Here is a 22,317-nt window from a genome sequence, read left to right on the forward strand (position 1 = left end):
GGAGATGTCTAGGGTATGATCTATTTTTAATCAGAATGCCAGATCAGTATTTCTGGAATCTGTTGCATTTAGTTTTTCTCTTGATATGATGCTAGAGAGTTAACTATAGGGATGTTATTTTATGAAAAAATTGATCAATTTAGCTGTTTTGTCTTTATCTACTTCATTGGCCTTTGCCAGTCAGGTAAATCTAAAGGGTGAAGTGGAAGTCAATATTTCCCCAAAAAATCTTATCGGCCCCGCTAAAACTCTGAAATTTAAACTACCAAAATACGAATTATCTGCAAACGCTAAATCCTATTTGCATGATCAATTATCCCAATACCCTCAAAATTCGGTTGCTAATGCTTCTTTTGCTTCCGAATTACCAAGAAAAGTCGCTCTGGGCATGCAATTAACTCCGGTATTGAACCAGGGATATCATGGCAGCTGTGTGACTTTTGCGGTAACTGCTGCGTTAAATGCTGCACTGGGTGCAGGGGATTACGTCAGTCAGTTATGCAGTCTTGAATTAGGCAGTTATCTGGCTATTCATGATAAAGCTCAGGCAAGTGGATGGAATGGTTCTTTTGGAGCCTGGGTTCTGCAACAAATTACGGACTACGGCATCATAAGTAAAAATTATCAAAAATTAAACGGCTGTGCCGGAGTTAAGGAATATCCATTAACTGATGAAATTAATGAGGGTAATCCAATGTCCGAGACCGAATTTTTGGCCCACAGCATTCCCGTTTCTAAACTGATAAGTTGGGAGGCGCTGTTGCAAGATGAGGGATCATTTTCTGTAAAAACAAACATGAACGATATTGTCTACCAGATTAAAAACGAGCTGGCTAAAGGCAACCGCTTGACTGTAGGCATGTTGCTGGATGTATACGTAGGAGATGCGGGTGCCGTTGGAAGCAATAAGGTTGAAAACGACACCTGGATGCTGACACCTGAAATTATCACGGATGCAATGAATGGCAATATTTATGCCGGACATGAACTTGTTGTTACTGGTTATGATGATGATGTGGAAGTTGCTGATGAGCAAGGCCACGTCAATAAAGGCGTATTTACTCTGCGTAATTCCTGGTCAGCTTTAGCTGGTGATCAAGGTGATTATTATGTGAGTTATGATTACCTTAAGTTCCTGGCTATGGAAGTTATGGCCGTACGTTTAAAAGGTAAAAACGCCTGATATAGTTCCTTTTTTGCATGAACTCTCTCAAGCCCCATTCTCTGAAGCTCAATTAGCTCTGGTGGGGCTTGGTTCTTTTAGTAAATCAATCCAGTTTAAACAGTCAATTAAAATTCCAATGAAGTTTCTGTCCATCCATCTAAGAAAACTGGTGTGAGTCACAAAATAACCCCCCCAGGGCAAACGCATCTAAATTATGAACATAAATCGCCACTCTTTTGCCTACGTCCTGTGCTTTATGCGCAGGATCCATGCGATCTTAGTGCAGGCAAAGATCTGGATTCTGCGCATAAAGCGCAGAACGTAGGCGTCTTGGTCTTAGATAATACGTTTAGATGCGTTTACCCTGATAACCCCCCACCACCATTTTTGTAGCCGTCTGATAGGAAAGGAATCAGGGTAGATAATAATAAGGATTCGGTAATTTAAATCCTTTTTCAGTAAAACCGCCACGGATGTCGCTGTATTGATCCCCTATAGAGGCAATTATCGTGTATCCTTTTTGGGTTATTGATTCCCGTACTTTGGATTTGAAGGGGATGATGGACGGATATGAATATTCCTGGGGGCGCAAATACAGTCCCGCCCAGTTTTTATAGCCTGCTTTAGTCAGGTTAATTTGCGTGGCATTGCGCTCTGATTCGACTCTACCGGTTACAAAAAATACCTTAATTCCATGCTTTAGAGCGGTGTTGTATAAACTCAGCATCGGTTTTATAACGGGGGCATTTGCTGCCATAATTTCCTGATGTATTTCATCCTTGGTGCCAACAAAATCACGTACCACCATTTTATCGTAATTGGATAAGCTGGTTTCGTCTATATCGAGAACCAACGCCAGTTTTTGAGTTGATTGAGTGTTTTTGTGTTTTGCCGCTTGTTCGATAATATACTGTTGCGCTTGTTTTATTTTACGCTCCAGATCTTTGTAATAAAGGCCGGAGTCATGATAGGCAATGACTTCTTTTTTAACCAGGCTGAGATTTGGTGGTTCTGAAAAAAGAGGCGTTGAGCACAACAGGGTCAAACAAAGGGTCAATACAATTCGGGGTAGCGCATTAAACTGTTGTTTCATTATTTATCCATAAGATTTCAGAATCGTGCATTATATAAGGATAAGTATGTTTGTCAATTGTGCACGTTGTCTTGGAATTGCATTAAAAACACGATAGACTTTTTTGCCTCCTGGTCAAATAACAAAGCATTGTTAACCTTAATTTTTCCTTAATATTTTCATGTCATAATGTTCAAAATTAATTCAGGAGATAAAATTAATGATGCCCGTTTATTCGTTATATCAAACCAAAAAAGAATTTTCTTTAGAGCGCATTGAAACTGAGGAATTCTACCATTTCTTTGGTGATGAAAAAGCTGGCCCTCGCTGGTTTGTCAGAGCTGATCAAAATCGCCATATAGTTCACGATGAATCACTGATCACCTACCGCATGGTGTATTTAGCTCTTGATCGTAACCCCGAAAATTTGGCTCGAGCTTTGGAGGCGATAAAAACAAATTTTCAATTTCAAACCTATTTGGCTGAAAATGGTTTGGGGTTACAAGTTCATAAAACAGAAGAAAAAGCGTTTGAGGTAACAAACGGTACTTACAAGGGGCTTCCATGGAATCAGGTTGGTCAGGAAATCAAAATTATTGTGCCGATTTTCAAACAAATCAAGCCCTTAGAACTAAAAGAATGCATGTTAACGTTGTTGAAAATCCTCGTTGATGCTGGTGTAAAAACAGCGCTCCCCCCGGCTACCATAACCTACAAGCCTCAACAAGATGGTCATTTGGATGCACCCAGAAATACGGTGTATGAAATTGAGATGGGGTTAATGGAAGCCAAACAATTGGCTTATTTCAAAGAATCCGGTAGTCACAGAGAAATACGTCATCGGCAGGATGCGTTCTTTCTGGTCTCTGCGAATCAGTTTCTTTCAGAAAAAGAAATTACCCTGCCTTTTAGTTATATGGTTTCTTACATGCAACTAAGACACGAAATGGGAATTTCAAGTGAGGGTATTCCTACTCATGTTATAGAATTGGCGAATCAAAGTGATGATATTTTCAATCTTGGTAAAGAAATCCAGTTCAGTCGAGCAGATTTAAGAAAAGCAAAAATTTCTGACTCCCTGTTTTTGTCAACTGCGCAAATAAATGCGGCTTTGGCGGCATCAAATATAGACTTTGATGACCTCATAAACATGCTCAAAACTGAAATAACCACCACATTGACCGAAGCAGCATCTAGTATCGCAGTAAACTCATCTTTAACGGAAGCTGAGAATCCTGCGCATGATTTGGAACCCATGATCACCGAGTTCTTCACAAAAGGCAGCCTAATCAGTTACGTTGGTAGCAAAGTACCTGTTTCATTATTTGCCCCTTTGCAAGTAACCCATAGGGTAGGATGTTTGAAAGCTGATGTGGCTCAAAATCTGGCAGCTCTGGCGAAATTTGGCAAATCATTTAAAATTTTGCCAGCCGATTATCACAATGAATTGGTGTTTGAAGCAGAATTACGCACACGCTTTGAGCCTTTATTGGCACTAGTCGGGGAGCTGTATAAAATTAATCCTGATAAAGCGGTTGCCTGGTTTAATACGCTAAGCCACATAAAAAATAGATTTCTCAATATCCAGGCACTAAAAATTAGCCAGTTCCAACTTCCAGCACCACAAGAACAAAACAGCTCCATGGCAACAATCACAGCAGATCATGAGGCAGTATCTGTTGCTTCTCCAGCTGAGGCATCTGTGCCAACCGCAGAAAAAAAGCCAGTTTTTCCTGCGAGTTATAAAGGGATTTGGAATGCTGAAGGAAGGCGATCGGATTTGGCTCAGGCAAAAAATCTTCTCCGTGATTATGTCAAAGGAGGTTTTTGGGGGCGATTGTTTACCTGCCATTTAGGAAGGCATCATACTCGTGCCGTTGAACAGGTGTTGCAGCGAAATGATTTACTTAATGTCCAGCAATTAGTTAATGCCGTAATTGCTGAGTTGAAAAAAACGGAAGGTGTAACGTTGAATCCCGAAGGTTCACTGGCACGCAGACTTGATTTTATCGCTCAAGAGGCTAAGGTGATCATTCCACCACTGCAGGCCGCTCCTCAACCTGAGGAAAGCAGCCAAACAGCTCCCCAGGCAAGCATGTAATCATCTCTTGTTGCACGCTTTAGAACTTTTTGACCCAGCACCCCATGCTGGGTTTTTTTATTTATGCTATCGTACGTGTTGAAATTACCTCAGTTGTGAAATGGTCATCACCCTAATCCTCAGTTATAATGCCTTATTAGTTTATTATTTTTCCAATCGCCATGCAGTTGAAGCAACTCAAATTAGCGGGATTTAAATCTTTTGTAGACCCCACTGTGGTTCATTTTCCAAGTCAGCTTGTTGCCGTCGTTGGCCCTAACGGATGTGGCAAATCAAACATTATTGATGCAGTGCGATGGGTTATGGGGGAGAGTTCTGCAAAAAATTTGCGCGGCGACTCCATGACCGATGTCATTTTTAACGGCTCGTCGCAACGCAAATCAGTGGGGCAGGCATCAGTAGAGCTGGTGTTTGATAACAGTTTGGGGCGTTTATCTGGCCCATTTGCCAGCTATGGTGAAATAGCAGTCAAACGGATAGTGACCCGAGATGGTGAATCGTCTTATTTCCTTAATGGCAGTCGATGCCGCAAGAAGGACATCACGGATATTTTTTTGGGAACAGGTGCTGGTGTCAAAGGGTATTCTATTATTGGCCAAGGGACTATTTCTCGATTAATTGAGGCAAAACCAGAAGAGTTAAGAGCTTTTCTTGAAGAAGCAGCAGGGGTATCCAAATACAAAGAAAGACGGCGTGAAACTTTGCAGCGCATAGAACACACCCGTGACAATTTAACTCGGGTTGCCGATATCCGAGAAGAGCTGGACAAACAATTACAACGCCTGGAGCGTCAGGCTAAATCTGCTGAGCGGTATACCGTGCTCAAAGAAGAAGAACGGTTATGCAAAGCGGAAATATTAGCTCTCAGATGGCAAGAGTTTACGCAACAACAGCAGATTAAACAGCGTGAACTGCAGCAGCTAGCGGTTCGCTATGAGGAACAGCAGAGTTTATTAACCGCATCCGGCAAAGAGCGCACGGTATTAAACGAGCAGTTACAGGATGCAACCGAACAATCACAATACATTCAGGAAACATTTTATCAAACCGGTACCGAAATAGCCCGCCTCGAAGAGACCATTCAACAAAAAGAGCGTGATAAAAAACGCCTTGAACACGACAGGCAGCAAATGCAGCAGGATTGGCAAAGCGCTGCAAGCCAATTAAAACGAGACAAGGAAGAATTAGTCAATGCACAGCAACGAGCCCAGAATCTGGCGGGTGATTTAGATGCCCTAAAACGGGATTTTACAGCCAGGGAGTGCGCTCAGGAAGAGGCTCAACAGCAGCAGAAAGAATGGGAACAGCGTTGGCAAGAAGTACAAATTAATACCAATACTGTGCGAAGTGAGTTGAATGTTACCCAAATTAACAGGCAACATCTGGAACAAAGGCGTCAGCAAACGCAGCTCAGACTGGAAAAGCTCGAATCAGAAAAAAATGCCATATCTCTGGAGCAATTAGAGCAAACCAAGCGTGATTTGGAACACCAGCGCACGCAATTATCTGAAACGCAATTATTTGATGAAGAACAGTTACGGTTGGGCAATGAACACATTAACCAACACCGTTTGCAGTTACAGGAAACGGAACAACAGCTGCATCAGTTACAAGATGATTTTCATCGTTTAAATAGTGAACATGCCGCATTAATTGCCATCCAAAAGGCGGCGAGACAGGCCAATAAAACAAGCAAAGAAGGCATTAAAACCTGGGGTGAAAAATCCAGATTAATGGATGTGCTTCAGGTTGCGCCTCAATGGCAATCTGTTTGTGAAATGGTGCTGGGAGACGATTTACATGCTTATGTTTTGGATGATTTTGATGAACTGTGGCCACAGTGGTCTGAGTGCGTTCGCTTGGGGGAAAGTGTTGTTACTTTGAATGATGTGTCTTGCAACAAAAGCAGCCACCCAAGATTGTCTGATCAAATCAGCGGAAGTATTCCCGCCACCTTCAAAAATGTGCATCATATTTACACTGCCGAGCATTTGGATGAGGCACGCAGCTGGTTACCTGAGCTGTCAGATCATGAGTCTGTTGTGACTGTTGATGGCTTTTGGCTTGGAAAAGGCTGGGTAAAACTGGTCAATCGTGGTGCGCACGATGAGATGGGGTTGCTTGCTCGTCAGCAAAGAATTACTGAATTGAACCTAATTGTGGCTGAGTTACAGCAACAGATAGAATCGGTACGCTCACTTCGTGATCAACATCATGCTCAACTGCAACAAAGTATCAAACGTCTTGAAGCGTATCAGCTGAATCTTAATGCCAGTAATGATGCGTTGAGAGCAAACAGTTCTGCATTAGCTGGAAATGAACACGCAATGCAACATGCCCAACGGATTATGGGCACTATTGCCGCTGAAAGTGAAGATTTAGCATTTTTGATTGAAGAATTGGCTACAGAACAATTAAAACTGGATGAGCGATTGCACGACTTAGAGCAACAGTATCAGGAAGCCGAACAACAGCAGTTTAATGCAGCAGCCGAAAAACAAGCCTTCGCTGATGCAGTCACCGCCCAGAATAAACTGGTTGCTGAATTACGCAGCATGGTGCATCAAACCGAGCTGGAATACGATAGAGAAACGATAAAAATTCAGCAAGTGACCGATAGGATCAGCAGAGAACAGGAGCGCTTGAATGTGTTGGAGGAGCGGTTGGAGCATTTGGCCATGCTCTGTATGCAATCTGCTGAACCTGATGCTGAGTTGCAAGAACACTTGGCGGAATTACTGCTGAAACATGGCGAGGTCGAGTCGCAATTGAGTCTGAGTAGGGAACGGTTGGCACAATTTCGTATCGAACTGGAAAAACTGGATAAAGCAACGATTGCTTATGATTTGGAAATGAAGCGAATACAGGATGTTATAGGGCAAACACGGATGGAAGAACATGCCTTATCAGTTCGAGCCAGTTCGGTTCAGGAATCGCTCGATGAACTGGATCTCAAGGCAGATATCCTTTTAGAACTTATTCCTCCCGGAACCACCCAAACGATGCGTGAGGAAGAGCTTATTGCCATTACCGAGCGAATTAAAAGACTGGGAGCTATTAATTTGGCTGCCATTGAGGAATATGCTGCAGAACAGCAGCGAAAAATTTATCTCGATGAACAGCATGAGGATTTAAGCCAGGCATTAGCAACCCTGGAAACCGCAATAGAAAAAATGGATAAAGAAACTCGTTTACGTCTTGAAAATACTTTTGATGAAGTGAATACTTCTTTTAAAGCGCTTTTTCCTCGATTATTTGGTGGAGGAAGAGCTCAGCTTGAATTAACTTGTGATAATCTGTTGGAAGCGGGTATTGTGGTTATGGCTCAGCCACCCGGAAAACGCAACAGTACGATTCATTTATTATCCGGTGGCGAGAAAGCAATGACGGCTGTTGCATTGGTTTTTGCGATTTTTCAGCTTAATCCTTCGCCATTTTGTATGTTGGATGAAGTGGATGCACCCTTAGATGACGTAAACGTAGGGCGATTTTGCGATTTAGTGAGAGAGATGTCACAATTCGTACAATTCTTGTTTATTACTCATAATAAGGTAACAATGGAGTTGGCAGATCATTTAATTGGGGTAACTATGCGTGAGCCTGGAGTGTCACGTTTGGTTGCGGTAGACGTGAAACACGCTTTGACTATGGAGTAAATTATGCAGGCAAATTGGAGTTTAATTCTTAATGTCCTGTTGTTAATCGGCGTTATAGCGGCGATTGGGCGCTTAATGAAAATAAGAAAGCAGAGCTTAAATCCTGAGCACCAAAAACCGTCATTGGGTTCTGTGCCTAATAGTCCTTATGACGAACAGCCATACAACGATGACATCATCGCAGTGCGAAAAATCACTACAGCGGATTCGCTTGATTGCGTAGTAGAGGAAGAACCCATGCCGCAATTAATCAACGATGCAGTATCTCGACCTGCAACGCCTCAGCTCATAGTCCAGGATGAAAACAGTGTAGAATTTGCTGTAAAAGAAACGAACACACAGGCGCCGGCAACCATAATGATGTTTTTACTGGCTAAAGAAAACAGGCAATTTGCCGGGTATGAATTGTTACAAACAGTTCTTGCTGCTGGATTACGTTTTGGTGAAGGGCAGCTATTTCATCGTCACCAATGCATTAACGGTCAAGGACCAGTCATGTGCAGTCTCGCTGCGGCTACCTCAACGGGTGTTTTTGATTTACAAAATATAGGCGCATTCAGTGTACGGGGTTTGTGTTTATTCATGCAAACGTCTAAAAACCCAAGCATAGATGCCGAGCGTTTTGCAATTATGTTGGAAACGGCGCACCAATTGAGTGAAGGAATGGACGCACATTTGCTTGATGATCAACGCAAGCAATTGACTGATGACCGCATTGCCCGTTATCACCGATTATTGAATATAGAACACCTTGAACACGAATGTGCAACAGCCTGAGTTGTATTCAGCCTGTTGCACTCCTAAAGGAGTGTATTTTCTTCGGATTTTTGCCTGATTCAGCATGAATTCATGCTGAAAATTTTATTTTGGCCTTTCTCATGACGATTCATCTTGAACTGTGAGCGTGAGTGTTAGTACACTAGACTTTTAGCCTGGTATTGAGACCATGAATCTGAATCGTATTGCATCACTGCTTTCTCAAACCTGTTCGATAAATTCGGAAGTGACTGGTGTATGTATTGATAGCCGTATTATCAAGCCTGGAGATTTGTTTGTCGCAATACAAGGTGAGCATTTTGATGGTCACGATTTCATCAGAGAGGCGGAGGGAAAGGGCGCTGTTGCTGCGGTAGTTAGCCATCCTGTTTCTAAAGTGAATATTCCTCAGCTGGTTGTAAAGGATCCGGTACTTGCTCTGGCTCAAATTGCAAAAGCGCACAGACAAACTATTAATTGTCCAGTGATTGCCCTAACCGGTTCAAACGGCAAAACTACGGTAAAAGAGATGATTGCATCTATTTTACCTCCTCCCTCTCATGCGACTAAAGGAAATTTAAATAATCATCTGGGTGCTCCTTTAAGTGTATTGCAATTAAGCCATCAACATCGCTACGCAGTTTTTGAACTGGGGGCAAACCATCCCGGAGAAATTGCCCATACCGTTGCAATAGTTCATCCCGATGTAACCTTGATCAATAATATCGGTCCTGCTCATGTAGAGGGCTTTGGTTCTATTGATGGTGTGGCTCGTGCCAAAGGTGAGATTCATCAAGGATTATCTGCTCATGGAACGGTTGTCATCAATGATGATGATGCTTATTCCCATTTTTGGGATGAGTTGATTGCCGATAAAAAAGTGTTGCGATTTTCAGCGGATCATCCTGCTGATGTCTATGCGCAGGATGTGCGTCTTGATACTCAGGGCCGAGGACATTTCTCCTTGGTTTTACCTAACGCCAGAATTGATATCGAATTACAGGTACCTGGCTTGCACAATGTCAGAAATGCACTTGCTGCGGCAACGTGTTGTTATGCGGTGGGTATTGACGTTCACGACATTCAAAACGGTTTAAACCGCTTTTCGGGGGTTAATGGACGAATGACCGTATTATCAGGAATAAATCAATCCACCATAATAGACGATACCTATAATGCTAATTTACGTTCTGTATTAACTGCCCTGGATGTACTGGCAGCACGCCCTGGAAAGCGGCTGTTTGTATTTGGTGACATGGGAGAGTTAGGTGAATGGGCGGAAGAGCATCATAGAGAAGTTGGTTTGGCCGCAAACCGCTTGGGGATTGATGGTCTGTTTACCTGTGGTACTTACAGTAAGTATGCCTCGCAGGCATTTGGCAACAACGGGCAGCATTTTGCAAATCAGGAAGATTTGATTCTAAATTTACTCAAAGAGGTTTCTGATAATACAACTGTGTTGGTAAAGGGGTCTCGCTCCAGCGCTATGGAAAAAATTGTCCATAAACTGCTTAATTGATTCGATTTGAATGTGATATGCTTGATCGCTTTTTTGCTTCACCAAAGATTTTTGTTTAAACGCAGTGCAATAAAACAGCCCTAATTATTAACATGAGGAAACATTATGCTCTATTGGCTAACGCAGCTATTCCAGGGACAGTATCATGCGTTAAGAGTTTTTCAATACCTGACGTTCAGATGCATTTTGGCTTCTTTGACTGGATTAATTGTTGGTTTGTTGTGTGGTCCTTTGATGATTAACTGGCTGCGTGGGCTACAGATTGGTCAGATGGTGCGTAATGATGGCCCGCAAACGCATTTATCCAAGGCAGGCACTCCGACGATGGGAGGGGTATTAATCTTATTGGCTGTGACGGTCAGTTGTTTGCTTTGGTGTGATTTAAAACAATCCAGTTTGTGGCTGGTTCTTTTGGTGACTCTGGGCAATGGGGTGGTCGGTTGGGTTGATGATTATCGCAAACTGGTATTAAAAAACAGCAAAGGGTTGCCTGGTCGTTGGAAATATTTTTGGCAATCGGTTATTGCGGTGATTGCCGTTCTTTATTTATACCTGAATGCCAGCTTGCCGGTAAATACACAATTGATTGTTCCTTTTTTTAAAACAGTGACTTTTGATTTGGGTATTTTATTTCCCGTTCTCGCTTATTTTGTTATTGTGGGTAGTAGTAATGCAGTAAACTTAACCGATGGGCTGGACGGTTTGGCTATCATGCCCATAGTTATGGTTGCTGGGGCCTTAGGTGTCTTTGCCTATGTGTCCAGTAATTCAGTGTATTCTAATTATCTGGGTATGCCCTTTGTACCGAACACTGGAGAGTTAACTATTTTTTGCTCTTCTATTGTTGGCGCAGGTTTGGGTTTTCTCTGGTATAACAGTTATCCTGCACAGGTTTTTATGGGCGATGTAGGATCTTTAGCCCTTGGTGCGGCATTAGGAATAGTTGCTATAGTCGTCAGGCAAGAACTTGTGTTATTAATCATGGGTGGATTGTTTGTCATTGAGACAATTTCGGTTATATTACAAGTAGGCTATTTTAAAATAACTCATGGCAAACGGCTGTTTCGAATGGCTCCTTTGCACCATCATTTCGAATTAAAAGGTTGGTCTGAGCCTAAAGTTATTGTCAGGTTTTGGATCATTACTGTTGTATTTGTGTTATGCGGTTTGGCTACATTAAAACTTCGATAGGCAAGGTGCATTCATGAATCATTCTTCGTATTTAGTAGCAGGGCTAGGCAAAACCGGGTTATCTATAGCCCGCTACCTGCACAGAAAAAATAAATCGTTTATTTTGTTTGATACTCGGGCAGAAGCGCCAGGACTTGCGGAGTTTAGGGCCGAGTTTCCTGAGGTTCCTGTCTATTTGCAATCAGTACCCGAGCCACAGTTAAGTCAAATAACCGATATTATCACCAGTCCAGGGGTTTCTCTTGATACACCTATCATAAAAAAGGCGATTGCTGCAGGCGTTGCTGTCTATGGTGATATTGAATGTTTGGCCAGAGAGATTCATGCACCGGTTGTAGCGATTACCGGAACGAATGGTAAATCTACGGTGACTACTTTGGTGGGGGATATGGCAAAAGCCGCAGGTTTTAGTGTTGCCGTTGCCGGGAATATAGGCACGCCCGTTCTGGATATGCTGGTTGATGATCATCAGTACGACTTATGGGTTTTGGAGTTATCCAGTTTTCAGCTGGATTTGACTTATTCTTTAGCTCCAGTTGCCGCAACCATTCTGAATGTCACTCCGGATCATCTGGACAGGCACCATACTATGGAAGCCTACATACAAGCCAAACAAAGAATATATCATCAGACAAAAGCCGCCGTGGTCAATCGTGATGATGCGGTAACGCTTCCTAATGCAACCACGACTTGTGGGATGCATGTTGTGTCTTTTGGTAGTGATGTCCCGGCAGCGGGTAATTGGGGAATTATCGCCAGGAATGGTGGTCATTATCTGGCAAAAGGCGATGAATGCCTTTTGTCAGTAGATTCCCTGCTCATCAAGGGCGTTCACAACTGGCTCAATGCACTTGCTGCATGTGCTCTTGCGGAAGCTGCTGGAGTACCGCAACATCATATTTTGCATGTATTAAAAACATTTCCGGGATTGCCGCATCGTTGTCAGTGGGTGCGTTCTTTAGACGGTGTCGAATGGATAAACGATTCAAAGGGAACAAATGTAGGTGCAACACTCTCAGCCATTAATGGAATAGGAGGAGCCATGCAAGGAAAAATTGTTCTTATTGCCGGAGGGCAGGGTAAAGGCGCTGATTTTAGCGATTTGACCAAGCCAGTTAGCGATTACGTTCGTTCTTTGGTTCTTATCGGCGAAGATGCAGACAAAATGGAGGCTGCTCTGGCTCACGTGGTTCCTGTAATTCGTGCATCCTCCCTCGATGATGCGGTCATTGAGGCGAAAAAATGTGCAAAACCGGGGGATGTCGTTTTGTTATCGCCGGCGTGCGCCAGTCTTGATATGTTTCGTGATTTTAACCACAGAGGCGATGTGTTTGCTTCCTCTGTTAATGGATTATAGGCGCCATGCGACCCAGACATTTAAATCAAAGAGGTAAGCCCGTAAGCAAGCCCATATCCCTTTATGATAAATGGCTGATAGGTGCCGTTTTTGGTTTATTGATTATTGGGTTAATGATGGTCGCCTCCAGTTCGGTGATGATATCCACCAAATATTTTCATCAACCCTTCCATTTTTTAATCCGTCAGGCGTGTTATTTGTTTTTTGGCTTGCTCTTGGCTTTGATTGTGGTGCGTACCGACAGCAGCTTTTGGGAAAAAATAAGCGTTCCCATGCTGATAGTCTGTTTGATCATGTTGGTTGTTGTTTTGGTTCCTGGAATAGGCCGCTCGGTGAATGGCAGTCGGCGTTGGCTTGCTTTTGGTCCTATAGGTATTCAAGTCTCGGAAATGGCCAAATTAACGATGATTTTTTATTTGGCAGGCTATCTGGTAAGGCAGCAAGAAGCCGTGAGCAGCAGTATTTTAGGATTTATCAGACCCATGGTAATTTTGGGCATTGTTTCGTTTTTATTATTACTTGAACCTGATTTTGGTGCGACTGTCGTTATTTCCGGCACAGTCATGGCCATGTTGTTTCTTGCGGGTGTCAAACTAAGATATTACATTGGCTTAATGTGCGTGGTCATTAGTGCACTTGCTGTTTTGGCTATTTCTTCACCGTATCGAGTTGCTCGCCTAACTGCATTTCTCGATCCCTGGGCCGATCAGTACAACAGTGGTTATCAACTGACTCAGTCATTAATTGCTTTTGGACGTGGTGGCTGGTTTGGTTCTGGCCTGGGAGAGAGCATTCAAAAATTAATGTATTTACCCGAAGCGCATACTGACTTTTTATTTGCTGTTCTTGCAGAAGAGTTGGGTTTGTTTGGAATTTTAGTAGTCATGCTTTTGTATAGTATACTTGTATTTAGAGGACTTAGTATTGCATATACAGCCCATGTGCAAGAGCGTCTTTTTGCTTCTTTTACGGCTTATGGGCTGACTATTTGGTTGGCCTTACAGGCTTCGATCAATATGGGCGTTAATGTGGGGTTGTTACCTACAAAAGGGTTAACTCTGCCATTGTTAAGTTATGGTGGTGCCAGTATGGTTATTAATTGTGTGGTCGTTGCGTTGTTATTACGCATAGACCATGAGAATCGTTGGCAGTCTCTTGGGTTGAGATCGCAAACGGCATAAGGGGGAATTGTGAATAATTCAGGACCATTTTTATCTGCAAGGATGGGGCGTGTAGAACAAATTCATTTTGTTGGTATTGGTGGTGTGGGTATGTGTGGTATTGCAGAAGTATTGCATAACCAAGGTTATCGCATCACAGGTTCTGATATCGGTGAAAGCAGTACGGTACAGCGATTAAAAGCTATGGGAATAAATGTTTTTATTGGTCATAGAGTTGAAAATGTTCAAGGAGCAGATGTTGTAGTGCGCTCTTCGGCGGTTGATATGAATAACCCCGAGATTATCGCTGCACAACAATTAATGATTCCTGTGATTCCAAGAGCGGCAATGCTGGCCGAGTTAATGCGCTTTCGACATGGGATTGCTATTGCAGGCACTCACGGTAAAACCACAACGACCAGTCTGGTCAGTAGCCTTCTTGCAGAAGGCGGTCTTGATCCCAGCTTTGTAATTGGTGGTAAATTAAACAGCAGTGGTAGTAATGCCCAGTTGGGTAAATCTGCTTATTTTGTTGTAGAGGCTGATGAAAGCGACGCTTCGTTCCTATTCTTAAAGCCTATGATGGCCGTAGTGACCAACATAGATGCCGATCATATGGACACTTATCAGGACGATTTTGATAAATTAAGAACGACTTTCGTTGAATTTTTACATCACCTGCCTTTTTATGGTCTTGCGGTGGTGTGCATAGAAGACGATGAGATTCAAAAAATTATTCCTGCGATTCAAAGGCCTACTTTGACCTATGGATTTAAAGAAGAGGCTCATTATCGGGCGGTCGATTGGACGCAAAATGAAATGCTAAGCCAATTCACGGTAATTAGGCCTGCGCCTTATCCGACATTAACGATTGAGTTCCAATACCCAGGGCGTCATAATGTGCTTAATGCTCTTGCCGCTATTGCTATCGCAACAGAGCTTGGGGTGGATGATGATTCTATTGTTCGTGGATTAAAAAAATTCCAAGGCGTCGGTCGACGGTTTCAAATGTTGGGCGAGCGCCAATTTGAGCACGGTTCTGCGCTAGTCGTTGATGATTACGGGCATCACCCGCAAGAAATTTTATCGACTATAGATGCATTCAGACGTGTCTGGCCTGACAGGCGTCTGGTACATGTATTTCAACCACACCGTTACAGCAGAACTCAATCCTTATACAAGCAATTCATCGATGTGTTAAGCCTCTCTGATGAGTTGTTTTTATTTGACATTTACGCCGCAGGAGAACAGGCAATTCCCGGGATTTCCAGTGCGGGATTGGCGCAAGGCATCAGAGACAAAGACCGACGAGTTACTTTGGTTAATGAGCAATCTCTGAAAGAAAAACTTGATGAATCAGTCAAGGATGGCGATGTGATTCTGATGCAGGGGGCTGGAAATATTGGCCAAATGGCTGTTAACCTGATGAAAATACGATAAGGATTAACATGAGCATAGTGGAACAGGATTGTGGTCTTGCAGTAGGGTGTCAGGGTACATTGCTGTTTAACGAGCCATTAGCTGATTACACAACCTGGCGAGTAGGTGGCCCTGCGGCCAGACTTTTTAAGCCAGCGCATTTGGCTGATCTCGCACTTTTTCTGCGCCAGCTTTCCAAGGATGAGCCCTTGTTATGGTTGGGATTAGGCTCTAACTCGTTAATTCGGGATAAAGGATTTGCCGGTACTGTTGTGGTCACCCAGGGATGCTTGAAAGAAATCGCCTTGTTAAGTGAGGGCATAGTGCGCGTTGAAGCGGGTGTGTCTTGTGCCAGTATGGCACGGTTTACTGCACGCAATAATCTTGCCGGTGGTGAATTTTGGGCTGGAATACCCGGAACTATGGGTGGTGCTCTGCGTATGAATGCTGGCTGCCATGGCGGTGAAACATGGCAATCAGTTGTAGAAGTTCAAACGATGAATCGTCATGGCGAAATTAGAGTAAGAACTCCTCAGGAATTTGAGGTGGCTTACCGGCATGTAACTGGATTAAATGACGAGTGGTTTATCTCGGCTACTTTTAAGTTTGCTTTGGGAAATAAAGAAACTTCTTTACAAAAAATTAAAGATTTGTTGGCGCATCGTGCCAATACTCAACCCACTAACGAATACAATTGTGGTTCTGTGTTCCGAAACCCTCCTGGCAATTATGCCGCAAAGCTTATTGAATCATGTGGTTTGAAGGGTTTTCAATTAGGCGGAGCCGTAGTTTCCCCCAAACATGCCAATTTTATCATCAATCATGAAGGAAAGGCTTCAGCAGCAGATATTGAAGCATTGATTCATTTGGTGCAAACTAAAGTTAAAGAGCAAACAACCGTAGAGTTGATGCACGAAGTACATATTATTGGAGACTGTTAATGTCCAGACTTATCAACCTTGTTTTGCTTTATGGTGGAAAATCAGGAGAGCATGAAGTTTCTTTAGCTTCAGCGTCTTCTGTTCTCAGACATTTAAGTCCTGAAAAATACCGCATTATTCCCATAGCAATGGACAAAGAAGGTCAGTTTCATTTGCATGAATACTCAGATTTAATTGAGTATAAAGAGAAGCTTCCTGTCGCTACAGAACGTTCAAAACCCTTAGCAAGTTTACTGAATAACGGCACTATGGCTGTGCCAGCTGATGTTGTTTTTCCTGTTGTTCACGGCCCTTTATATGAAGATGGCTGTTTGCAGGGTCTGCTTGAGTTAGCAGGTGTTGCTTACGTTGGTTGTGATGTTTTGTCTTCCGCTATTGGTATGGATAAGGACATGGCCAGAAGGTTTGCATGCATTAATGGCCTTCAATCTGCGTCATATAAACTTTTGTCATGGCATACTACTGCGACTGAAAGACAGAAATTTTGTAGCGATGTTTCTGCTGAATTTGGATGGCCATTGTTTGTAAAACCCTGTTCATTGGGATCCAGTGTCGGAATTCATAAAGTAAACACTATGGCGGAGTTGATTGCCGCTGTTGATGATGCGTTACGTTTTGATGAGGAAATTCTGGTTGAGCAGTTCATTCAGGGAAGAGAAATTGAATTAGCGGTATTAGAAAATACTAATCCTTCTGCCAAACCCAGAGTCAGTGTGGCAGGTGAAATTCGGGTCAATCACTCTGATGGTTTTTATTCTTATAACGCAAAATATCTTGAAAGCACCAAGACTGATTTAATTATTCCTGCCTTATTAAATAGCCGTTTGACTGAGCGATTAACTCAGGCAGCTGCTGATGTCTTTATGCGATTGAAATGTAAGGGTTTGGCACGAGTTGATTTTTTTGTGAATGATAAAACCGACGAACTTTATTTCAACGAAATTAATACGCTGCCTGGGTTTACTTCAATTAGTATGTACCCAAAACTCTGGGAAGCGAGCGGTTTGGCTTACCCTGATTTACTTGATGAACTGATTCAAATTGCGCTGACTCATCAAAATTGCAGACACCATTTAGTGACCAATTACCTGTGAAAGAGAACATCAAAAAAAAAGATGTTGATTCCGATGGGTCAGGATATACTCTCCTGTTGGGTCTGTTAATTGTGATTGCTATTATATTAGCCGGTCGCTTGGGTTATTTTTACCTTAGCGATGCGGATCGTTTTCCCATTAACACGGTTAAAGTTGCAGCAAGTTATGAACATGTAAGTCATAAAGAATTGGAAGAGGTGTTGACCAATCATTTGAGCACCAGTTTTTTTGCTCTACCAGTCAGGCAATTACAAAATGAATTAAATGCAATAAACTGGATTGAGAGTGCCTATGTAGAAAGAGTTTGGCCAGATACGATAAAAATCAAATTGGTTGAAAAAAATCCCGTTGCGGTTTGGGGAAATGCGTTAATGACCGCAGATGGCAAGATATTTAACGAAGGAAGCATTCCTGCTGATTTGCACATTCCAAAACTAAAAGGCCCAACAGGCCAACAATTAGATGTCTTACAAGTTTATGAAAAATTGAGTAAGATATTATCATCGTATGGTTTAAATGCTGCTGAATTGAGTTTAAGAGACAATCAGGCCTGGGTTTTACACTTGGGTAATGGCATAAAAATATACTTGGGAAAGAAAGAGTTAGAGGCGCGATTGCTGCGTTTTTGTAAAGCATATCCTGCAGTGTTTGCTGAAAAAGCAGATCAGTTGGCAAGCGTGGATTTACGTTATCCGCGCGGTATGGCAGTGCAGTGGAAACAACAAACGGGACGATAATGGCTAAAAAAATAGAAAAAAATATTATCACTGGATTGGATATTGGCACTTCAAAAATCATTGCTTTGATTGGTGAAGTCTCATCCGATGGAGCGATTGAAATTATTGGAATTGGCCGCCATCCTTCTCGCGGTTTAAAACGTGGTGTCGTCGTTGATATAGAAGCCACTGTAAATTCCATACAGCGTGCAGTGCAGGAAGCTGAGCTAATGGCAGGCTGCGAAGTCAGAACCGTTTATGCAGGCATCGCAGGAAGTCATATTCGCAGTTTGAATTCGCATGGAATTGTCGCCATCAAGGATCAGGAAGTCTCTCAGGCTGATGTGGAACGAGTCATAGATGCAGCCAAGGCCGTGGCCATTCCCGCAGATCAAAAAATTCTTCATATATTACCCCAGGAATTCATCATTGATCACCAGGGGAGTATTCGTGAACCCATTGGTATGGCAGGAGTCAGGCTCGAATCTCGGGTACATATAGTAACTGGGTCGGTAAGTGCTGCTCAGAATATAGTCAAGTGCGTTCGTCGATGTGGGTTGGAAGTTAATGACATTATTTTGGAACAATTGGCGTCCAGTCATGCGGTTTTAACCGATGATGAAAAGGATTTAGGGGTATGTTTAATCGATATCGGTGGTGGAACTACTGATATTGCTGTCTTTTGCGAAGGTGCGATACAGCATACTTCGGTCATTCCTATTGCCGGTGATCAGGTGACTAATGATATAGCCATGGCATTAAGAACACCAACCAAGGCTGCTGAGGCAATTAAGCTGACCCACGCTTGCGCCGTTTCAGAGCTGGCTAATCCTAATCAAATGCTGGAAGTTGCCAGCGTAAACGAACGTCCAGGTAGAAAAATTTCTGCAAAAGCATTGGCTGATGTGGTTTCTGCTCGCTATGAAGAGTTATTTTCACTGGTTCGCAATGAGTTAAAACGCAGTGGTTTTGAGGATAGAATGGCTGCAGGGATTGTTTTGACTGGTGGTGCTTCTAACGTCAGAGGTGCTATTGAACTTGCCGAACTTTGTTTTGAAATGCCTGTCCGTAAAGGGTGCGCACATCATGTATCAGGATTGGCAGAAGCTACAGAAAACCCATCATTTGCTACAGGTGTTGGTCTCTTGCTGCATGGTTTTCAACAACAATACGAAGGCGCATACAATGTGCCGGCATTGAGTGATAATACCAAAGGAATTTGGTCACGAATGAAAGAATGGTTTCAAGGTAATTTTTGAAAAATTACCCCAGGATTACAATAACAAATTTGCAGTGTAGCCATGAACAATGGTACATATTTAGGGGTTGCATCGTGATGCAACGTATCAGAACTGTTTTAAGTGATAAGCAGAACAAGCAGCACATTAGGGGAGCGGGTTTATGTTTGAATTAATGGAAAGCGGCCATCATGACAATAATGCGGTAATCAAGGTCGTTGGTGTTGGTGGCGGTGGTGGTAACGCTGTGGAGCACATGGTTGCTGAAAATATAGATGGTGTTGAGTTTATTTGTGCCAATACCGATGCTCAGGCATTAAAAGGCTCTAAAGCCAAAATTCATATTCAATTGGGCGATCAGTTGACCAAAGGGCTGGGCGCTGGAGCCAATCCGCAAATCGGTCGTGAAGCTGCTGAAGAAGACAGAGATCACATCCGTGAAATTTTAAGCGGTGCGGATATGGTTTTTATCACTGCAGGCATGGGTGGAGGTACAGGAACTGGTGCTGCTCCAGTATTTGCCGAGATAGCCAAAGAATTGGGTATTCTGACCGTTGCCGTAGTGACCAAGCCTTTTTCTTTTGAAGGCAAACAGCGGGCGCTGTCTGCTGAAGAGGGAATACGTCGTTTGGCAGAACATGTTGATTCATTAATCACCATTCCCAATAACAAACTGTTAAGTGTGTTAGGTAAAAACATTAGCTTGCTCAACGCTTTTAAAGCCGCAAATAACGTATTGCTTGGCGCAGTAAAAGGAATCTCGGATTTAATTACTCGTCCAGGTTTGATTAACGTGGACTTTGCTGATGTGCGAACGGTAATGTCTGAGATGGGTATGGCTATGATGGGCACAGGAAGTGCGGTAGGTGAACAGCGAGCCAGACAGGCCGCAGAAGCCGCAATTGCATCGCCTCTATTGGAAGATGTTAATTTTTCAGGGGCACGTGGAATCCTGGTTAATATAACTGCTGGCCTGGACATGTCCATAGGCGAATTCGAAGAAGTTGGTGATGTTGTTAAAGAATTTATTTCGGATGACGCCACTGTAGTCGTGGGTACTGTAATTGATCCTGAAATGACTGAAGAAATGAGAGTTACAGTAATTGTTACAGGTTTAGGTGATATGCGTCAGCGTCATCAACAGCCGCAACAACAAGGGCAGCGAGCGCGACTGATGGAGTCTACCCGAAGTGATGGTTCTCTTGACTACCATCAATTGGACAGACCAGCAGTGATTCGTAAACAAGCTCAGACAGCAAACGTATCTACAACTGCGGTGAAACAAAAAACTGTTGTTAATGATCACGTTCCAGATGTTGATTATTTGGATATACCCGCTTTTCTTCGTCGTCAGGAAGAGGAAGCCTAGAGAGTAAAGGATTCAACGTGTTGTAAACCGTAATTATTGGATTAAATAAGCACAGTCAGCAGTTGTTTGTGTTTAAAACGTAACTGATAATTAAAAACACGTTTGCAAACATGCAGCTGATCTAAAATTTGCAGCATTTTTGTAGAATGGCAATGAAACCAGGATTTGTCAGGGTAAACGCATCTAAATTATGAACATAAATCTCCACCCTTTTGCCTACGTCCTGCGCTTTATGCGCAGGATCCATGCGATCTTAGTGCAGGTAAAGATCTGGATTCTGCGCATAAAGCGCAGAACGTAGGCATCTTGGTCTTAGATAATACGTTTAGATGCGTTTGCCCTGCAGGATTTGTCCCTTGAGGGATAAGAGTTCTGGTTTTTTGCTATTTGGTTTGCAATAGTTCTATGGTTCTCTGGACAATATGTCCAGAAAAATTAGACTAAATAATAAATTGTTGATAAAATGAAAAAGTTTTTGCGCGCAAAATAAATAAAGACGAAAGGTGAGCACTGAATGATAAAACAAAGAACTCCTAAAAAGGTAATCCAGGCTACTGGCGTTGGATTGCATTCCGGTGAGAAAGTGCTTTTAACCTTAAGACCTGCTCCTGTAAACACAGGTATTGTCTTTAGACGAGTGGATCTGTCGCCTGTTGTTGAAATTCCAGCATCTTACGAACATGTTGGTGATACCATGCTGTGTACTACACTACATCACGAAGATGTGAAAATTGCAACGGTAGAACATCTTTTATCAGCATTAGCCGGTTTGGGTATTGATAATGCCTACATCGATGTGAATGCTCCTGAATTGCCCATAATGGATGGCAGCGCAGCCCCATTTGTTTTTTTGATTCAATCTGCTGGCATCAAAGAACAGAATGCCGCTAAAAAATTTATTCGTATACTCAAGCCTATTCGTGTTGAAGATAACGGCAAATACGTTCAGTTTCTTCCGCATAAAGGATATAAAGTGTCCTTTACTATAGATTTCGATCACCCTGTCTTTAATGACAAACCGCAAACGGTCAGCTTCGATTTTTCAGGAACCTCTTATGTGAAAGAGGTATGCCGTGCTAGAACTTTCGGTTTTCTTTCTGATTATGAAAAATTACGCGAATGTGATTTAGCTAAAGGCGGTAGTCTGGACAATGCTATAGTTGTTGATAATTACCGAGTTCTGAATGAGGATGGATTACGTTTTGAATCAGAGTTTGTAACGCATAAAGTTCTTGATGCCATTGGTGATTTATATTTACTGGGTTCCAGTTTAATTGGCGCATTTGAAGGATATAAATCAGGTCACGAACTGAATAATCGATTATTACGTGAACTGATGGTCAGGCAGGATGCTTGGGAATATACCTCTTTCGATGAAGAAGACTATTTGCCATTAATGCAATCCGATTTTTATCCTGTCGAAGCTTAATACCTATTACAGTTTATCGCTGGTTTATTAAGCAGTCTTAAGGGTGCTGATAGGCGTAACTGGTGTTTAGCTTATCGTATATTTTGCCTGCTAGACGAATTCATTGCTATTAGATGAATCATCTCGTTTCATAT

At 42.6% G+C, this 22,317-nt stretch carries 16 protein-coding genes; 15 read left to right on the forward strand and 1 reads right to left on the reverse strand.

The genetic code is table 11. From position 1 onward, the window contains the following. The first annotated feature begins 121 nt into the window (after positions 1-121). Positions 122-1,183 carry a C1 family peptidase gene (locus Lwor_RS09210; RefSeq protein ID WP_058493596.1) on the forward strand — a complete coding sequence of 354 codons (1,062 nt, stop codon included), beginning with the start codon at positions 122-124 and terminating at the stop codon, positions 1,181-1,183. Between the two features lie 394 nt (positions 1,184-1,577). On the opposite strand, the gene Lwor_RS09215 is transcribed toward Lwor_RS09210, so the two are convergent. Then, positions 1,578-2,258, reverse strand: a complete 681-nt coding sequence (locus tag Lwor_RS09215) for an HAD family acid phosphatase (protein WP_058493597.1) — start codon at positions 2,256-2,258, stop codon at positions 1,578-1,580. 199 nt (positions 2,259-2,457) lie between these two features. On the opposite strand from Lwor_RS09215, the gene Lwor_RS09220 reads away from it, so the two are divergent. The 14 genes from Lwor_RS09220 (at position 2,458) to lpxC (ending at position 22,183) form a co-directional block, all read left to right on the forward strand. Continuing rightward, the gene (locus Lwor_RS09220; protein WP_058493598.1) at positions 2,458-4,338 is read left to right on the forward strand and encodes a DUF5617 domain-containing protein; all 1,881 of its coding nucleotides are present in this window, start codon (positions 2,458-2,460) and stop codon (positions 4,336-4,338) included. 161 nt (positions 4,339-4,499) lie between these two features. Further along, the gene (gene smc / locus Lwor_RS09225) at positions 4,500-7,994 is read left to right on the forward strand and encodes a chromosome segregation protein SMC (protein WP_058493599.1); all 3,495 of its coding nucleotides are present in this window, start codon (positions 4,500-4,502) and stop codon (positions 7,992-7,994) included. A gap of 3 nt (positions 7,995-7,997) precedes the next feature. Further along, positions 7,998-8,771, forward strand: coding sequence for a cell division protein ZipA C-terminal FtsZ-binding domain-containing protein (locus Lwor_RS09230; RefSeq protein WP_058493600.1), 774 nt, complete (start codon positions 7,998-8,000; stop codon positions 8,769-8,771). A gap of 169 nt (positions 8,772-8,940) precedes the next feature. Beyond that, positions 8,941-10,269 carry a UDP-N-acetylmuramoyl-tripeptide--D-alanyl-D-alanine ligase gene (locus tag Lwor_RS09235; RefSeq protein WP_058493601.1) on the forward strand — a complete coding sequence of 443 codons (1,329 nt, stop codon included), beginning with the start codon at positions 8,941-8,943 and terminating at the stop codon, positions 10,267-10,269. Between the two features lie 105 nt (positions 10,270-10,374). Beyond that, on the forward strand, positions 10,375-11,460 hold the full coding sequence (gene mraY, locus Lwor_RS09240; RefSeq protein WP_058493602.1) for a phospho-N-acetylmuramoyl-pentapeptide-transferase: 1,086 nt from the start codon (positions 10,375-10,377) through the stop codon (positions 11,458-11,460). A gap of 13 nt (positions 11,461-11,473) precedes the next feature. After that, positions 11,474-12,817 (forward strand): UDP-N-acetylmuramoyl-L-alanine--D-glutamate ligase, encoded by a 1,344-nt coding sequence (murD, locus tag Lwor_RS09245; protein WP_058493603.1) that lies wholly within the window; start codon positions 11,474-11,476, stop codon positions 12,815-12,817. A gap of 5 nt (positions 12,818-12,822) precedes the next feature. Next, positions 12,823-13,998 (forward strand): putative lipid II flippase FtsW, encoded by a 1,176-nt coding sequence (ftsW, locus tag Lwor_RS09250; RefSeq protein WP_058493604.1) that lies wholly within the window; start codon positions 12,823-12,825, stop codon positions 13,996-13,998. Positions 13,999-14,007: 9 nt separating this feature from the next. Further along, the gene (murC, locus tag Lwor_RS09255) at positions 14,008-15,417 is read left to right on the forward strand and encodes a UDP-N-acetylmuramate--L-alanine ligase (RefSeq protein ID WP_058493605.1); all 1,410 of its coding nucleotides are present in this window, start codon (positions 14,008-14,010) and stop codon (positions 15,415-15,417) included. An 8-nt stretch (positions 15,418-15,425) separates the two neighbouring features. Continuing rightward, positions 15,426-16,337: a UDP-N-acetylmuramate dehydrogenase gene (gene murB / locus Lwor_RS09260; protein WP_058493606.1), complete on the forward strand. Its 912-nt coding sequence runs from the start codon at positions 15,426-15,428 to the stop codon at positions 16,335-16,337. After that, positions 16,337-17,431: a D-alanine--D-alanine ligase family protein gene (locus Lwor_RS09265; protein WP_058493607.1), complete on the forward strand. Its 1,095-nt coding sequence runs from the start codon at positions 16,337-16,339 to the stop codon at positions 17,429-17,431. The genes murB and Lwor_RS09265 overlap by 1 nt, the downstream gene beginning before the upstream one ends. Beyond that, on the forward strand, positions 17,428-18,168 hold the full coding sequence (locus Lwor_RS09270; protein WP_083501608.1) for a cell division protein FtsQ/DivIB: 741 nt from the start codon (positions 17,428-17,430) through the stop codon (positions 18,166-18,168). Before Lwor_RS09265 ends, Lwor_RS09270 begins: the two co-directional genes overlap by 4 nt. Next, on the forward strand, positions 18,168-19,406 hold the full coding sequence (gene ftsA, locus Lwor_RS09275) for a cell division protein FtsA (protein WP_058493608.1): 1,239 nt from the start codon (positions 18,168-18,170) through the stop codon (positions 19,404-19,406). The genes Lwor_RS09270 and ftsA overlap by 1 nt, the downstream gene beginning before the upstream one ends. Positions 19,407-19,548: 142 nt before the next feature. After that, positions 19,549-20,754 carry a cell division protein FtsZ gene (gene ftsZ, locus Lwor_RS09280; RefSeq protein WP_058493609.1) on the forward strand — a complete coding sequence of 402 codons (1,206 nt, stop codon included), beginning with the start codon at positions 19,549-19,551 and terminating at the stop codon, positions 20,752-20,754. A 514-nt stretch (positions 20,755-21,268) separates the two neighbouring features. Beyond that, entirely contained in the window at positions 21,269-22,183 is a 915-nt protein-coding gene (gene lpxC / locus Lwor_RS09285) for a UDP-3-O-acyl-N-acetylglucosamine deacetylase (protein WP_058493610.1), read from the forward strand. Positions 22,184-22,317 lie beyond the last annotated feature (134 nt).

The sequence above is a fragment of the Legionella worsleiensis genome (assembly GCF_001467535.1).
Classification (GTDB): domain Bacteria; phylum Pseudomonadota; class Gammaproteobacteria; order Legionellales; family Legionellaceae; genus Legionella; species Legionella worsleiensis.

Coding starts and splice junctions, on each gene's coding strand:
- ftsA (WP_058493608.1), top strand. CDS start 18,168: ATGGCTAAAAAAATAGAAAAAAATATTATCACTGGATTGGATATTGGC.
- ftsZ (WP_058493609.1), top strand. CDS start 19,549: ATGTTTGAATTAATGGAAAGCGGCCATCATGACAATAATGCGGTAATC.
- Lwor_RS09210 (WP_058493596.1), top strand. CDS start 122: ATGAAAAAATTGATCAATTTAGCTGTTTTGTCTTTATCTACTTCATTG.
- murD (WP_058493603.1), top strand. CDS start 11,474: ATGAATCATTCTTCGTATTTAGTAGCAGGGCTAGGCAAAACCGGGTTA.
- Lwor_RS09230 (WP_058493600.1), top strand. CDS start 7,998: ATGCAGGCAAATTGGAGTTTAATTCTTAATGTCCTGTTGTTAATCGGC.
- Lwor_RS09215 (WP_058493597.1), bottom strand. CDS start 2,258: ATGAAACAACAGTTTAATGCGCTACCCCGAATTGTATTGACCCTTTGT.
- Lwor_RS09220 (WP_058493598.1), top strand. CDS start 2,458: ATGATGCCCGTTTATTCGTTATATCAAACCAAAAAAGAATTTTCTTTA.
- smc (WP_058493599.1), top strand. CDS start 4,500: ATGCAGTTGAAGCAACTCAAATTAGCGGGATTTAAATCTTTTGTAGAC.
- murB (WP_058493606.1), top strand. CDS start 15,426: ATGAGCATAGTGGAACAGGATTGTGGTCTTGCAGTAGGGTGTCAGGGT.
- mraY (WP_058493602.1), top strand. CDS start 10,375: ATGCTCTATTGGCTAACGCAGCTATTCCAGGGACAGTATCATGCGTTA.
- Lwor_RS09235 (WP_058493601.1), top strand. CDS start 8,941: ATGAATCTGAATCGTATTGCATCACTGCTTTCTCAAACCTGTTCGATA.
- ftsW (WP_058493604.1), top strand. CDS start 12,823: ATGCGACCCAGACATTTAAATCAAAGAGGTAAGCCCGTAAGCAAGCCC.
- Lwor_RS09265 (WP_058493607.1), top strand. CDS start 16,337: ATGTCCAGACTTATCAACCTTGTTTTGCTTTATGGTGGAAAATCAGGA.
- lpxC (WP_058493610.1), top strand. CDS start 21,269: ATGATAAAACAAAGAACTCCTAAAAAGGTAATCCAGGCTACTGGCGTT.